Consider the following 12,685-nt stretch of genomic DNA (forward strand, 5'->3'; position numbering starts at 1 on the left):
CATGAGCATCAATGAGCATCATCAAACAATTTCCTTTTGAGTGGCAGGTCGGCGTGCGCTATACGCGCGCCGGGAAACGCAGTGGCCGCAACAGCTTCATTTCCTTCATTTCCCTCATTTCCGTGGCCGGCATCGGCCTGGGCGTGGCCGCCCTGATCGTCGTGCTCTCCGTGATGAACGGCTTTCAAAAGGAAGTGACTGACCGTTTGATGTCAGTGCTGGCCCATGTCGAGGTGTTCGATACCAGCGGCTCCATGCCCGACTGGCAAGCGCAGGAGCGCGCCGCCTACGCCAACCCGCAAGTGAAAGCCGTGTCGCCCTTCGTGGAAACCCAGGGTATGCTGCTCAATGATGAAACCATGCGCCCGTCCATCGTGCGCGGCGTGCTGCCGCAGCAGGAAGGCAGCGTTTCCAGCGTGGCCTCCCAGATGAAAGAGGGCAGTTTCAAGGACTTGACGCCAGGTTCGTACAACATCGTGCTGGGCATCGATCTGGCCAAGGCGCTCGACGTCAAAGTGGGGCAAAACGTCACCCTGATGCTGGAGCGCGAACCGAGGGCGGGCGAGGCGGCCAATGGCATCGCCATGCCGCGCATGCGCGCGCTGAAGGTGGCCGGCATCTTTGAGGCAGGTCACAATGAGCTTGACGCCGGTCTGGCGTTTGTGAACATGCAGGACGCGCAGCAGTTGCTGCAGCTAAACGGCCCGTCCGGCCTGCGTTTGCGCCTGCATGACATGAACCAGGCGCCACAGGTGGCGCGCGAACTGAAAGCGTCGATGCCGGGGCAACTGTGGATGCGCGACTGGTCGCGCGCCAGTGCCAGCTGGTATGCGCTGGTGCAAAGCCAGAAGAACATGATGTTCATCATCCTGAGCATGATCATCGCCGTGGCCGCGTTCAACCTGGTATCGACACTGGTGATGTCGGTCACCGACAAACAGGCCGACATCGCCATTTTGCGCACCCTCGGCGCCTCGCCATTCTCCATCATGAAGATCTTCATGATCCAGGGCGCACTGGTGGGCTTGCTGGGGAGTGCCTTGGGCGTCATCGGCGGCGTGCTGCTGGCGCTCAACGTGGGCGTCATCGTGCCCTTCATCGAAGGCATTTTCGGCCTGCATTTCATCTCCAAGGAAATCTACCAGATCAGCGCCGTGCCATCCGACGTGCATTGGCTGGACGTGGCGCAGATCGGCCTGATTGCCTTTGGCCTGGCGCTGGTGGCGACCATTTACCCGAGTTGGCGCGCCGCGCGCGTCAAGCCGGCCGAGGCGCTGCGCTATGAGTAAGAAAATTACCCCTAAGGCAGAATCTGGGGTCGGACCCTCAGGGTCCGACCCCGGCACTTCGCCGTTGGGTCAGCACGGTGGCATGTCGCTTACACAAGAATCAATCACATCACAAGCATGTTAAAAAATATTCCTTTCGAATGGCTGGTCGGCCTGCGCTACACGCGGGCCGGCAAGCGCAGTGGCCGCAACAGTTTTATCTCCTTCATTTCCCTCATTTCCATGGCCGGCATTGGACTGGGCGTGGCGGCGTTGATCGTCGTGCTGTCCGTGATGAACGGCTTCCAGAAGGAAGTGACGGACCGCATGCTGTCGGTGCTAGCCCACGTGGAAGTATTCGACAACAGCGGCAGCATGCCGGACTGGCGCGCCGAGGCGGCGCAGGCCTTTAAAAATCCGGCCGTGAAAGGCGCCGCGCCATTCGTGGAAACGCAGGGCATGCTGCTGCGCGACGATGCGCTGCGTCCCGCCATCGTGCGCGGCGTGCTGCCCGAGGAAGAGCCGAACGTTTCCGATGTGGCCGGCCAGACGCGCATGGGCAGCTTCAAGGCGCTGCAGCCGGGCACCTTCAATATCGTGCTGGGCATCGAATTGGCGCGCGCCCTGCGCGTCAACCTCGGTGAAAAAGTCACCCTGATGCTGGCGCAGGGCCAGGTCACGCCGGCCGGCGTGCTGCCTCGCATGCGCAGCTTCACCGTCAGCGGCATCTTCCAGGCGGGCCACAATGAATTCGACGCCGGTTTGGCCTTCATCAATATCGAAGACGGCCAGCGCTTGCTGCGCCTCGATGGCCCGTCCGGCCTGCGCTTGCGCCTGGCGGACATGAACCAGGCGCCGCAAGTGGCGGCGCAGCTGAAAAAAACCATGCCGGGCGATCTGCGGCTGCGCGACTGGTCAAAACTGAACGCCAACTGGTTCGCCGCCGTGCAGACGGAAAAGCGCATGATGTTCATCATCCTGACTCTGATCATCGCCGTAGCCGCCTTCAACCTGGTGTCGACCCTGGTGATGACGGTGACGGACAAGCAGGCCGATATTGCGATCCTGCGCACCTTGGGCGCGTCTCCCGGCTCGATCATGAAAATTTTCATGATCCAGGGTGCGCTGGTGGGCATCCTGGGCACGCTGCTGGGTGTGGGCGGCGGCGTGCTGGTGGCGGTGAACATCGACGTCATCGTGCCCTTCATCGAGCATTTGCTGGGCGTGCAGTTCCTCTCCAAGGACATTTACTTCATCAGCACCGTACCGTCCGACTTGCGCTGGCCCGACGTCACCAAGATCGGCGTGCTGGCCGTGATCCTGGCCTTTTTGGCAACCCTGTACCCAAGCTGGTGGGCTGCCCGCGTGAAACCTGCGCAAGCCCTGCGCTATGAATAAACCACTGACTATTACCATGACCGACTTGAACAAACCTGTTTCCAACGGCGCTGCCGCTGCTTCTGCCGTCCTGTCCTGCCGCGGCCTGGGCAAGACTTTCACGCAAGGCAGCTACAAGGTGCAGGTCCTGGCCGGCATCGACATCGACATCCATCGGGGCGAGCGGGTCGCCATCGTCGGCGCTTCCGGTTCCGGCAAGTCGACGCTGCTGCACCTGCTGGGCGGGCTCGATACGCCCACCAGCGGCAAGGTGAGCTTGTTGGGCAAGGATTTCGCTACCCTCAGTGAAAAGGCGCGCGGCAACTTGCGCAACGCCTCGCTGGGCTTCGTCTACCAGTTCCACCATCTGCTGCCCGAGTTTTCCGCGCTGGACAATGTCGCCATGCCCCTGATGATACGGCGCATGAAGCGCGCGCAGGCCACCGAACTGGCGCAGCAGATTCTCACGCGCGTGAACCTGTCCAAGCGCGTCACGCACACGCCCGGTGAATTGTCGGGCGGCGAGCGCCAGCGCGTGGCGTTGGCGCGCGCCCTCGTCACGCAACCGGCCTGCGTGCTGGCCGATGAGCCGACTGGTAACCTCGACCATGCCACGGCAGAACAGATTTTCGACCTGATGCTGGAATTGTCGCGTACTCTGGGCACGGCCTTCGTCATCGTCACGCACGATATCGAACTGGCCAAGCGCTGCGACCGCGTGCTGCGCCTGACGGACGAAGGGCTGCAGCCGTATCAATACTGAACAATACTAAGGAGCCGTCATGCTGTGGATCGACACGCATTGCCACCTCGACGCGCATGAATTTGGCAGCGAGTCGCTGCAAGTGGCCGCGCGCGCCAGTGTTGATGGGGTGGCGATGATCGTTATTCCCGCCGTCGAACGGGCCAATTTCGCCATCGTGCGCGATCTGGCGGCAACGGCGCCGAACGCCTGCTATGCGCTGGGCATACACCCGATCTACGTGCCGCAGGCCACCGAGGACGATTTGATCGCCCTGCGCGAGGCCGTGGCGCAGGCCATGACCGACCCGCGCTTTGTGGCCATCGGCGAGATCGGCCTCGATTTCTTCATCCCCATGCTGTGCGAACCGGCGATGCGCGCCAAGCAGGAGCATTTTTTGCGCGAACAGCTAAAGATCGCCCGCGACTTCGACTTGCCCGTGCTGACGCATGTGCGCCGCTCGCAGGACATCGTCCTTAAGCATGCGCGCCAGATCCGTCCGAACGGCGGCATCGCGCATGCGTTCAACGGCAGCTTTCAGCAGGCGCAAGGCTATATCGACCTCGGTTTCAAGCTTGGTTTTGGCGGCGCCATGACCTTTACCCGCGCGCTGCAGATACGCCGCATGGCAGCCGAACTACCTTTGGCGTCCATTGTGCTGGAGACGGACGCGCCCGATATTTCCCCGGCTTGGTTACACCCTGGGCGCAACAGTCCCGAACAATTGCCGCGTATCGGCGCCATGTTGGCCGAACTGCGCGGCCTGGATATGGCGCAAGTGGCCGCTGCGACCTGCGCCAACGCGCGCGCCGTACTGCCCCGACTACCGTTGATGGAATAAGACCATGCATCTGAAAAAATTCACCAGCACCTTGGCGGCCTGCCTGGTCAGCGCCACCACTCCCGCCATGGCAGCCGTCAATGCCCAGTGTGACGGCATGCCGCGCCTCGACGTCGCCACGCCGGCCGGCTTTTGCGTGGCCGTGCTGGCCGACGGTTTGAAGTTTCCCCGTGGCGTGCTGCCGCTGACGAATGGCGACATCCTCGTCACGGACATGGCGGGATGGGCGCCGAAGCTGGGTAAATTGTGGCTATTGCAGCGCAAGGCGGCAGGCCCCGGCTACGCACGCAAGCTGCTGCTCGACAAGCTTGATCGCCCGAACGGCATCGTGCAAGGGCCGGACGGCATGGTTTATGTGGGCGAAGTGGGGCGCATCTTCCGCTTCGATTTGCGCGACCCCGCTCGCACCGTCAACGATGTGATCGGCGGCACGGCCAAGACGCCGCGCCTGCCGGGACTGGGCTTGCACCTGCTGACGACGATGCGCTTTGGCCCCACGGGCGACCTGTATGTCAACGTGGGTTCGAGCACCGATCATTGCGAGAACGATGGCCAGGCGCCCGATCCGGCTAAGCCCTGCGCTGCTGCGGAAGGCCCGCAAGCGCTGGGCGCCATCCGCGAATACAAGATGGCCTGGCCGGACGGTACGGTGACGAGCTGGCGCACGCATGCGCGCGGCTTGCGTAATTCGATGGCGCTGGCCTTTCATCCGGCCACGGGCGAACTGTGGCAGGCGGAAAACGCGCGCGACGCCATCCAAGCCGCCATGCCGCAGCTGAAAAGCGATGAAAACCTGCCGCACGAAGAGCTCAATTTGATCAAGGCCGACCGGCATTACGGCTGGCCGTACTGTTATGACGACAATGTCGCCAGCCCGGAGTATCCGAAGACGGCTTGCGCCACCGAGTACGTCGCTCCGCAGCGCCTGCTGCCGGCTCACGCCGCGCCGCTGGGCATGACCTTCTACACGGCCAGCCGCTACCCGGAGTTATACAAAAATAGCTTGATCATCGGCTACCACGGCTACCGCAGCAACGGCCATCGCCTGGTGGCGCTGCTGCCCGACAAGGCCGGTGCGCCGCTGGGCAAGTCTGTCGAGTTGATCGGCAACTGGGAACGCAAGGGCAAGCAGGGCAGGGGCGCGCCCGTCGACGTGAAGCTGGGCCAGGATGGCGATATCTACATGGCCGACGACCATAATGGGCTGGTGCTGAAACTACACTATGCGGCGGCGAAGCCGTAATGCCTATTGCCTGGCCTCGCGCAGAGCGAGGTCGGCGCATCGTCCTGCAATCGGCCGGCCATCGCATCATTGACCAGGGCTGGCCTCTGGAAATCAGTGGATGCTTATGCGACTTTCCGAAGTAACTGCGACGTGTTGGAAATTGCTGCGACTACGGGCGTAAAGTAGCGAAGTCCACCGCTTCTTGCTGAGTTACGCTGGCGGCGACGAACTTCCGCTTTCGGCCCAGGAGCAGCCGTTCGTACAAGCTCAAATAAGGAACGTGAATGCTCTGGTTCAGGTTGCCGAGGGGTTCAATGGTTCGACCTTCTCGGCACCCTCTGGCGGCATGGGCAGCCTTCATGTAACTCTCTCGACCATCCCTGGGAATGGGGCGTATAATCTTAGCTTGTTTTTTGATGTAAAATTATGACTAATTTGAGAACGAGGAGAACGGCATGGCGAAAGTAGCTTTCTCTCGTAGTGACGTTATGGCTATCAATGGCCGAATGTCTAGCAAGTCGGCCGTCCCGAAACAGGCTAACTATGGCCTAGCTTCTACTACTTTGTCGCGGGCGCCGTCCTCGCCAGTTGCGGCGAAAGTCATGCGGGAAATAGGAGTTTCAAACAAAAAAATGTCAGAAGCCTATCGCTTTGCAAAGACAAGCACTAATAAACCAAAGTGACCTGTGGCGTACAACACTATTTACGGAAAGCTAACTGCTGATCCCAATGACTTGGTAGGGGCGTTAGCTTACATTATCTACAAGCAACAAAAGGTTGAGTTCTGCAAGACAACTTCTGGTGGCAATCCGAGTCGAGAGGAAATTGAACGTTTCCACGCTATCGCTTCCCTTGACGCATCAATAGCAGCGTATCGTTCACAAGCTGAGGCGATGGCCCAAGCTTTTCTCAATGAGGGTCTTGACGACCTGGTTCAACGTACTGAGGCAGAAACTCGGCAGGACGTTCTGTACACATATATTGGAACCATTAATGCCAGCTTGCAGACACAGCTAACTACTGTCAATGGGGCTTTGGCAGCTAAACGTACTTGGGTGGGTTGGTTGCGCGACGTTGGTGGGAACCTTATTGTTAATGTTGTGACAATTTTGGTCATCGGCGCTTTAGTACTCGGCTATAAATTTATCGGTGAGCTTCAACAACGCACTGAAACGAAGGCAGGACTTGGTTCGGCAAGTGTTCCAGTTAGCCCGGCGACGGATGCCGTAAAGAACTGACATCATCCACTATAGTCCAACGTCTGCTTCGGGGCGCAAGCAGCCGGTCCCGATCCTTGACTCTGCGGCGCCGTTACCTTAGCCGTCAAGTCAGGCAAGAAGTGACTCGCAGCTATTAGCAAAATGGCTTGGGCGCCGCCTTACACGGGCGCACCTTGCGTCGCATCTATTTCGGGAAATCACAGCTTATTTGAACTTTTTGCCCGCGCGTCCGCGCGATGCCGCATTGTGCGCGCGCAGGATGGAGTCGACGCGTTCGGAGGCATCGCGCGACAGGTTTTGCGCCACGGCGATATCGGGGAAAAATTCCGGCAGGCGGTAACTGAGCCACGCATACGCCGAGTAGTAGCGGCAGGTGTCTTCCACCTGCTGCAGATTCTGCGTGCCACCGCCATACGCATGCTGGCGCAGTGTGCTGGCCTTGCCCTGCGACAGATTCTTTGCCCAGTGCTCCCACGCGGCTTGCAAGGAGGGCACCTTGCTCGATATCGGCACCAGCGACAGGGCGAACTTGTCGGCTACGGATAGCGGCAGGGTGTCGAGCCAGACGGCGCGCTCTTTCTGCTCTTCCGTGATGCGGGGGAAGAAGAAACCGTCCGGCACGTCGATATTGTGGATGAAGCGGCGCAGTAGTTTTGACAGTGACAGCTCGCCCGTTACCGATGAAATGCGGTGCAAATGTTCGAGCGAAGGGGCCACGGCGAAGCCGCTGGTATTGAGCGGATGCAGCTTTTCCTTCAGCAGGGCGCGCATCACTTCATGCGTCTCGTTGTCGTAGCCCGCTACCAGCCCTTCTTCGTGGACGCCGTAGCGGCCAGCGCGTCCGGCGATCTGGCGCGCCAGCGCCGCCGAAATCTCTTCTTCTTCGCGGCCGTTGTACTTGACGCAGGTGGTCATGACGATGCGCGCAATGGGCATGTTCAGGCCCATCGCCAGCGCATCCGTGCCGACGACGACATCGGCCGTGCCGTCGCGGAAGCGCTGCGCCTGAGCGCGTCGTACTTCGGGCGACAGGTTGCCGTAGACGGTGGCTACCGACAGGCCCGTTTCCGTGATCATGTCGCGCCACATCAGCACTTCGCGGCGCGAAAAGGCGATGACGGCGTCGCCGCGGCGCAGGTTGCGCACTTTGCGCACGGCGGTCGGCTCCATCGACAGGGGCGCCATGCGCTTTAATACATGCACTTCCAGCGGGCAGTCGAGGCGCTCGGCCAGCGCTTCGATGGCGCGCCGCGCTTCGGGCGCACCCACCAGGTACACGGTGTGGGCCGGCGCGCCGCAGACGGCCGCCGTCCATGCGGCGCCCCGGTCCGGGTCGCCCAGCATCTGGATTTCATCGATGACGGCCACTTCGACGACGGTTTTCGTGTCCAGCATTTCCACCGTGCTGGCCACATGGGTGGCACCGTCGACGACGCGGCGTTCCTCGCCCGTGATCAAGTTCACCGCCAGCGGTTTGCCGTGCGGCGCTGCTTCTTGCAAGCGTTCGTAGTTTTCCAGCGCTAGCAGGCGCAGGGGCGCCAGGTAGATACCGCTCTTGGCCTTGACCAGCGCTTCTATGGCGCGGTGCGTCTTGCCGGAATTGGTTGGCCCCAGCAGGGCGATGAAGCGGCGCGGCAGGCGGCGCGCCATCTCGAACGAGGCCGGATACTCGGCCAGGTTGATGCTCTGGCGCGTGCGCGCCGCGTGCTGCTCTTCTTGCTGGCGCTCGATGGCGTGGTTGAAGCGCTGGCGGATGCGGTCGAAGACCATGCCCGCCGGCTCCGACGTCTGCATGTCGGCCAAGGTGTGCAGGAAGAGCATCGGGTCCGTATCCACATCCTCGCTCAGGCCAGCGATATCGGCGACGAAATCCATCACATGCTGGCGCAGCTCCTCGAAGGCGGCCGCGCTGGCCCGTTCGCGCACCAGTGCCAGCTTGGCCTCGCGCTCCATCTTGCGCCACTTGGCCGGCCGTGCCAGCACGCCCTGCGCTGGCACCAGCGCATACGGCACCAGCAGATGCCCGGCCTTGACCGTGCCGGAAAAGCGTATGAAGACGCGCCCTTCCATCTTGACCAAGCGGATATGCTCGGCCAGCTCCCCCAGTTCCGCGACCAGGGTGGCGTCGTTATTGTCTTCGCTGCTGTCGGAAATATCGGTGGAAGTAACGGGGGGGAGTGCGGAGGAAGTCATGTCGTGCCTGGGTGTTGAAGTAAGCGAGGCCGATTATACCGTTGATGGCTGCTGTCGGTATTGCCCGGCCTTGGTCGCCATCTTTTCCGTCAGCGTGCGGCGTAGCGCCTTCGGCTGCGCTCCTGTCGATAGGGGCAGCGGGGACAGGCATGCTTACTAAAGTCGCGGCGCATTGCACGCACGAACGGCTTTGTCTGCCCACCATTGCGCCAGATCAGACGGCACAGCATGGAAAGCGATCACAGTACCTGAGCCCCTGACGCCGCGGCTGACGATCTTGCCGCGATTTTGCCGCGATCTTGCCCCGATTTCATCTTGCCCTTACCTTTACCTTTACCTTTACCTAGCCCCCGCCTTCCCATGCGCATCCTGATACTCGGCTTTGCCGCCGGCGCCACCGGGCTGCAGATGCAGGCCGGATTGCCGCCGCATGCAGGCCTGCTGCTATTGCTGATCGCCGGCCTGGGCTTGCCAGCCGGTCTGTTGCTGCACCGTCACGTGCGCTGGCGCTGCATCGTTGGCTTTGCCGCTGGGGTGGGACTCGGTTTTTACTGGGCTGCGTGGCTTGCCCAGGCCGCGCTGGCGCCGCAGCTGGCGCTGGCCGATGAAGGGCGCGACATCAGCGTCACTGGCACGGTGGCCAGCCTGCCATACCGTTTCGAGCAGGGCGTGCGCTTCAATTTTGCCGTGGAAAAAGCGCTGGGGGCGAAGGTGCCACCCTTGATTGCCCTGTCCTGGTACGCGGGCTTTCGCGATGCAGTGACGCACGAAGTGGGCGACGTGCAGCCGGGCGAGCGCTGGCGCTTGACGGTGCGGCTGCAGCGTCCGCACGGCAATGCCAATCCGATGGGATTCGACTATGAGGCGTGGCTGCTGGAACAGGGCGTGCGCGCCACCGGCTATGTGCGCCCGCAGCCAAGCGCCAATATGTCGAATCTGCGCCTGGCCGCTTTCGTGCCCGGCTTCGGCAATGTAGTGGAAGCGAGCCGCGCGGCGTTGCGCGCGCGCATATTGCGCAGCCTGGAAGGCAAGCAGTACGCGGGTGTGATCGTGGCGCTGGTGGTGGGTGACCAGCGCGCCATCGGGCAGTCGGACTGGCAAGTGTTCAACCGCACGGGCGTGAGCCATTTGATTTCCATCTCCGGTCTGCACATCACCATGATCGCGGGCCTCTTCGCGCTCGGAGCGGGGGTGCTGTGGCGCCGCTCATTTTTCACGCACAGGCAACTGCCCTTGCTGCTGCCGGCGCAAAAGGTGGCGGCCCTGGCCGGTGCGCTGGCAGCCTTGGTGTATGTGCTGCTGGCCGGCTTTGGCGTGCCCGCGCAGCGCACCTTGTATATGTTGCTGGTGGTGGCGCTGGCCTTGTGGCTGGAACGCATCACCAGCATAGGCCACGTGCTCTGCCTGGCGCTGGGCGTGGTGCTGCTGCTCGATCCGTGGGCCGTGCTGTGGCCCGGTTTTTGGCTGTCGTTCGGCGCCGTCGCCACCATCCTGTATGAGACGGCAGGGCGTATCACGGCGCCTTTGCCCGAGAGCGCCAGTCGCTGGCGCCGCTTGCGCGCCGCTGTGGCGCTGGGCGCACACACGCAGTATGTGGTAACGGTGGGACTGGTGCCGTTGACGATGCTGCTGTTCTCGCAAGTATCGCTGGTCAGCCCGGTGGCCAATGCGCTGGCCATTCCCGTCATCAGCCTGCTGGTTACGCCTTTGTCGCTGGCCGGCAGCCTGTTGCCCGCACCCGTGTCCGATGCGTTGCTGCTACTGGCGCACGCCATCGTGCAAATGTTGGCGCAGGTGCTGGAATGGCTGGGTGCGCGCCGCTTTGCCGTGTGGACGGCGCCCGCGCCGCCTCTGTGGAGTTTTTGCTGGGCCTTGTTTGGCACGGCATGGCTGCTGGCGCCACGCGGATGGCCGCAGCGCTGGGCCGGTATGCTGGGCTGGCTGCCGCTGCTGACGGCCTTGCCGTCGAGTCCGCCGCCAGGCCAGATGTGGATTACGGCCTTTGACGTGGGGCAAGGCATGGCCGTCCTGGTGGAAACGCATGGCCATCGTCTGCTGTACGACACGGGGCCCGCCTACAGCCTCGATTCCGACGGCGCCAGCCGCGTCATCGTGCCTTACTTGCGCGCGCGTGGCATTGCCAAGCTCGATGGCGTCATCATTTCCCACAGTGACCTCGATCACGCGGGCGGTGCCGTCTCTTTGCTGGAAAACATAGACGTGGGCTGGCTGGCCTCGTCGCTGTTCGATGGCCACCCGGCCATCGAGGTGCGGCGCGAATCGCAGCGGCCCTATCTGCACTGCATGGCAGGCCAGAGCTGGACCTGGGAAGGCGTGCACTTCGCCATGTTGCATCCACTGCTTGCCAGTCACACGGACATTTCATTGAAACCGAACGCCCGCAGCTGCACGCTGAAAATCACGGCAGGCAAGCATGCAATTTTGCTGGCCGGCGACATCGAAGCGGCGCAAGAAGCGCAATTGCTGGCGCGCTCGGCGCAGGGTGAGCTGGCGGCCGACGTGCTGCTGGCGCCGCACCATGGCAGCGGAACGTCTTCCACGCCAGCGTTCTTGAACGCCGTCCATCCGGGCTTGGCGATTTTCCAGGTCGGGCACCGCAATCGCTATAAACATCCGAAAGCGCAGGTGTATGCGCGCTATGGCGACATGGGCATCACGCGCCTGCGCACCGATGTGACGGGGGCTGTGGTGCTGGCGTTTGGCGAGGGTATCGACGTGACGCTGTATCGGCACTGGCGGCCGCGCTATTGGCATGGACGTTAGCGCTGCGCTATGACGGGCAGTCCGATGGTAGCTGGCCTTGGCGTCGATGGCGTGCAGTTTGCCGTGTATGGTGACACCGTCGTCGCGCAATAGACGCAATAGACGCAATAGAAGCTACAGGACGCGTTCATCGGCTATTTTGAGCCCTTGCTGGCGCACATATTCCAAAAACAGCCGCGCCCCCTTGGCCATGCGCGAGCTGCCGTACACGGCGTGGATGCTGGGGTCGAGCTCCTTGGACGACGTCAGCCGGTACGCCGTGCAGACCCGGCGCAAGCTGCCGCTGGCGACCGCCGGTTCCGCCAGCCAGCTGGCCAGGCGTACGATGCCGGCGCCTTCCAGGGCCGCCTGGAAAGTGGCGATGCCGGAAGTAAAGCGGAAGCGCGGTTGTACCTGGTAGCGCACGTTGCGCGTCGCAGAGACGAAATGCCAGTCGCGCAGGATGCGCGGAGCCGAGTGCATGATGATGTCGTGGCCGGCCAGCTCTTCCGGTTCGTCGGGCGCGCCCATGCGTTGTAGATAGTCGGGCGAAGCGTACATATAGCGGCGGTAATTCCACAGCGGGTAGCCGATCAGCTCACTGGACTGTGGGAAGGCGCCGCGGATGGCAAAGTCCAGCTTTTCCTGGATCGGGTCGATCGATTTGTCCGAGAAATGGATGTCCACCGACACATTCGGGTAGTCGCGTGAAAATTGCGCCACCACTTTGGGCAAGAAGCCCAAGGACAAAATTTCCGGCGCTGACAGGCGCACCCAGCCTTGTGGCGAATTACTCAGTTCAGCGAGCTGGTCTTCCGCCTCGGCCTGCGTTTCCAGCAAGTGCCTGGCTGACGCGTAATAGGTTTCGCCAGCCGTCGTCAGCGTGAACTGCTTTTGCGTGCGCACGATCAGCTCGGCGCCGATGGCGTCTTCGAGGAACTGGATGGCGCGCGTGACGGCCGACGGCGAGCGTCCCAGCATGCGTGCCGCATGGATGAAGCTGCGCTTTTCGACCACGCTGCAAAAAGCGCGTATCTCCCACATCAGTTTCATCGA

9 protein-coding genes are annotated in these 12,685 nt (G+C 62.1%); 7 read left to right on the forward strand and 2 right to left on the reverse strand.

Features of this window, described 5'->3' with window-relative positions; genetic code table 11:
- Positions 1–11: 11 nt before the first annotated feature.
- From ACQ4V8_RS04290 to ACQ4V8_RS04315, 6 genes are all read left to right on the forward strand, one after another.
- Complete coding sequence (locus tag ACQ4V8_RS04290; RefSeq protein WP_070347099.1) at positions 12–1,289, forward strand: lipoprotein-releasing ABC transporter permease subunit; 1,278 nt, start codon at positions 12–14, stop codon at positions 1,287–1,289.
- A 117-nt stretch (positions 1,290–1,406) separates the two neighbouring features.
- A complete protein-coding gene (locus ACQ4V8_RS04295; RefSeq protein ID WP_010398908.1) occupies positions 1,407–2,666 on the forward strand; it encodes a lipoprotein-releasing ABC transporter permease subunit in 1,260 nt (419 codons plus the stop codon).
- Between the two features lie 16 nt (positions 2,667–2,682).
- On the forward strand, positions 2,683–3,408 hold the full coding sequence (lolD, locus tag ACQ4V8_RS04300) for a lipoprotein-releasing ABC transporter ATP-binding protein LolD (RefSeq protein ID WP_436570992.1): 726 nt from the start codon (positions 2,683–2,685) through the stop codon (positions 3,406–3,408).
- Positions 3,409–3,430: 22 nt separating this feature from the next.
- Positions 3,431–4,228 carry a TatD family hydrolase gene (locus ACQ4V8_RS04305; RefSeq protein WP_070347149.1) on the forward strand — a complete coding sequence of 266 codons (798 nt, stop codon included), beginning with the start codon at positions 3,431–3,433 and terminating at the stop codon, positions 4,226–4,228.
- A 4-nt stretch (positions 4,229–4,232) separates the two neighbouring features.
- Complete coding sequence (locus tag ACQ4V8_RS04310; RefSeq protein ID WP_070347098.1) at positions 4,233–5,471, forward strand: PQQ-dependent sugar dehydrogenase; 1,239 nt, start codon at positions 4,233–4,235, stop codon at positions 5,469–5,471.
- A gap of 668 nt (positions 5,472–6,139) precedes the next feature.
- The gene (locus ACQ4V8_RS04315; RefSeq protein WP_436570968.1) at positions 6,140–6,691 is read left to right on the forward strand and encodes a hypothetical protein; all 552 of its coding nucleotides are present in this window, start codon (positions 6,140–6,142) and stop codon (positions 6,689–6,691) included.
- Positions 6,692–6,877: 186 nt separating this feature from the next.
- On the opposite strand, the gene ACQ4V8_RS04320 is transcribed toward ACQ4V8_RS04315, so the two are convergent.
- Positions 6,878–8,866: a helicase-related protein gene (locus ACQ4V8_RS04320; RefSeq protein WP_436570969.1), complete on the reverse strand. Its 1,989-nt coding sequence runs from the start codon at positions 8,864–8,866 to the stop codon at positions 6,878–6,880.
- Between the two features lie 360 nt (positions 8,867–9,226).
- On the opposite strand from ACQ4V8_RS04320, the gene ACQ4V8_RS04325 reads away from it, so the two are divergent.
- Positions 9,227–11,650, forward strand: coding sequence for a DNA internalization-related competence protein ComEC/Rec2 (locus ACQ4V8_RS04325; RefSeq protein ID WP_436570970.1), 2,424 nt, complete (start codon positions 9,227–9,229; stop codon positions 11,648–11,650).
- Between the two features lie 114 nt (positions 11,651–11,764).
- Here the strand turns inward: ACQ4V8_RS04325 and ACQ4V8_RS04330 are convergent, their stop codons facing one another.
- Positions 11,765–12,682 (reverse strand): LysR family transcriptional regulator, encoded by a 918-nt coding sequence (locus ACQ4V8_RS04330; RefSeq protein WP_334686075.1) that lies wholly within the window; start codon positions 12,680–12,682, stop codon positions 11,765–11,767.
- Positions 12,683–12,685: the final 3 nt, after the last annotated feature.

The organism is Janthinobacterium paucivorans (genome assembly GCF_051380805.1).
Lineage (GTDB): Bacteria > Pseudomonadota > Gammaproteobacteria > Burkholderiales > Burkholderiaceae_D > Janthinobacterium > Janthinobacterium lividum_D.

What these genes read in the sequence shown, in the direction of transcription:
- ACQ4V8_RS04310 (WP_070347098.1), top strand. Translation starts at nt 4,233, where the DNA reads ATGCATCTGAAAAAATTCACCAGCACCTTGGCGGCCTGCCTGGTCAGC.
- ACQ4V8_RS04325 (WP_436570970.1), top strand. Translation starts at nt 9,227, where the DNA reads ATGCGCATCCTGATACTCGGCTTTGCCGCCGGCGCCACCGGGCTGCAG.
- ACQ4V8_RS04320 (WP_436570969.1), bottom strand. Translation starts at nt 8,866, where the DNA reads ATGACTTCCTCCGCACTCCCCCCCGTTACTTCCACCGATATTTCCGAC.
- ACQ4V8_RS04295 (WP_010398908.1), top strand. Translation starts at nt 1,407, where the DNA reads ATGTTAAAAAATATTCCTTTCGAATGGCTGGTCGGCCTGCGCTACACG.
- ACQ4V8_RS04290 (WP_070347099.1), top strand. Translation starts at nt 12, where the DNA reads ATGAGCATCATCAAACAATTTCCTTTTGAGTGGCAGGTCGGCGTGCGC.
- lolD (WP_436570992.1), top strand. Translation starts at nt 2,683, where the DNA reads ATGACCGACTTGAACAAACCTGTTTCCAACGGCGCTGCCGCTGCTTCT.
- ACQ4V8_RS04330 (WP_334686075.1), bottom strand. Translation starts at nt 12,682, where the DNA reads ATGAAACTGATGTGGGAGATACGCGCTTTTTGCAGCGTGGTCGAAAAG.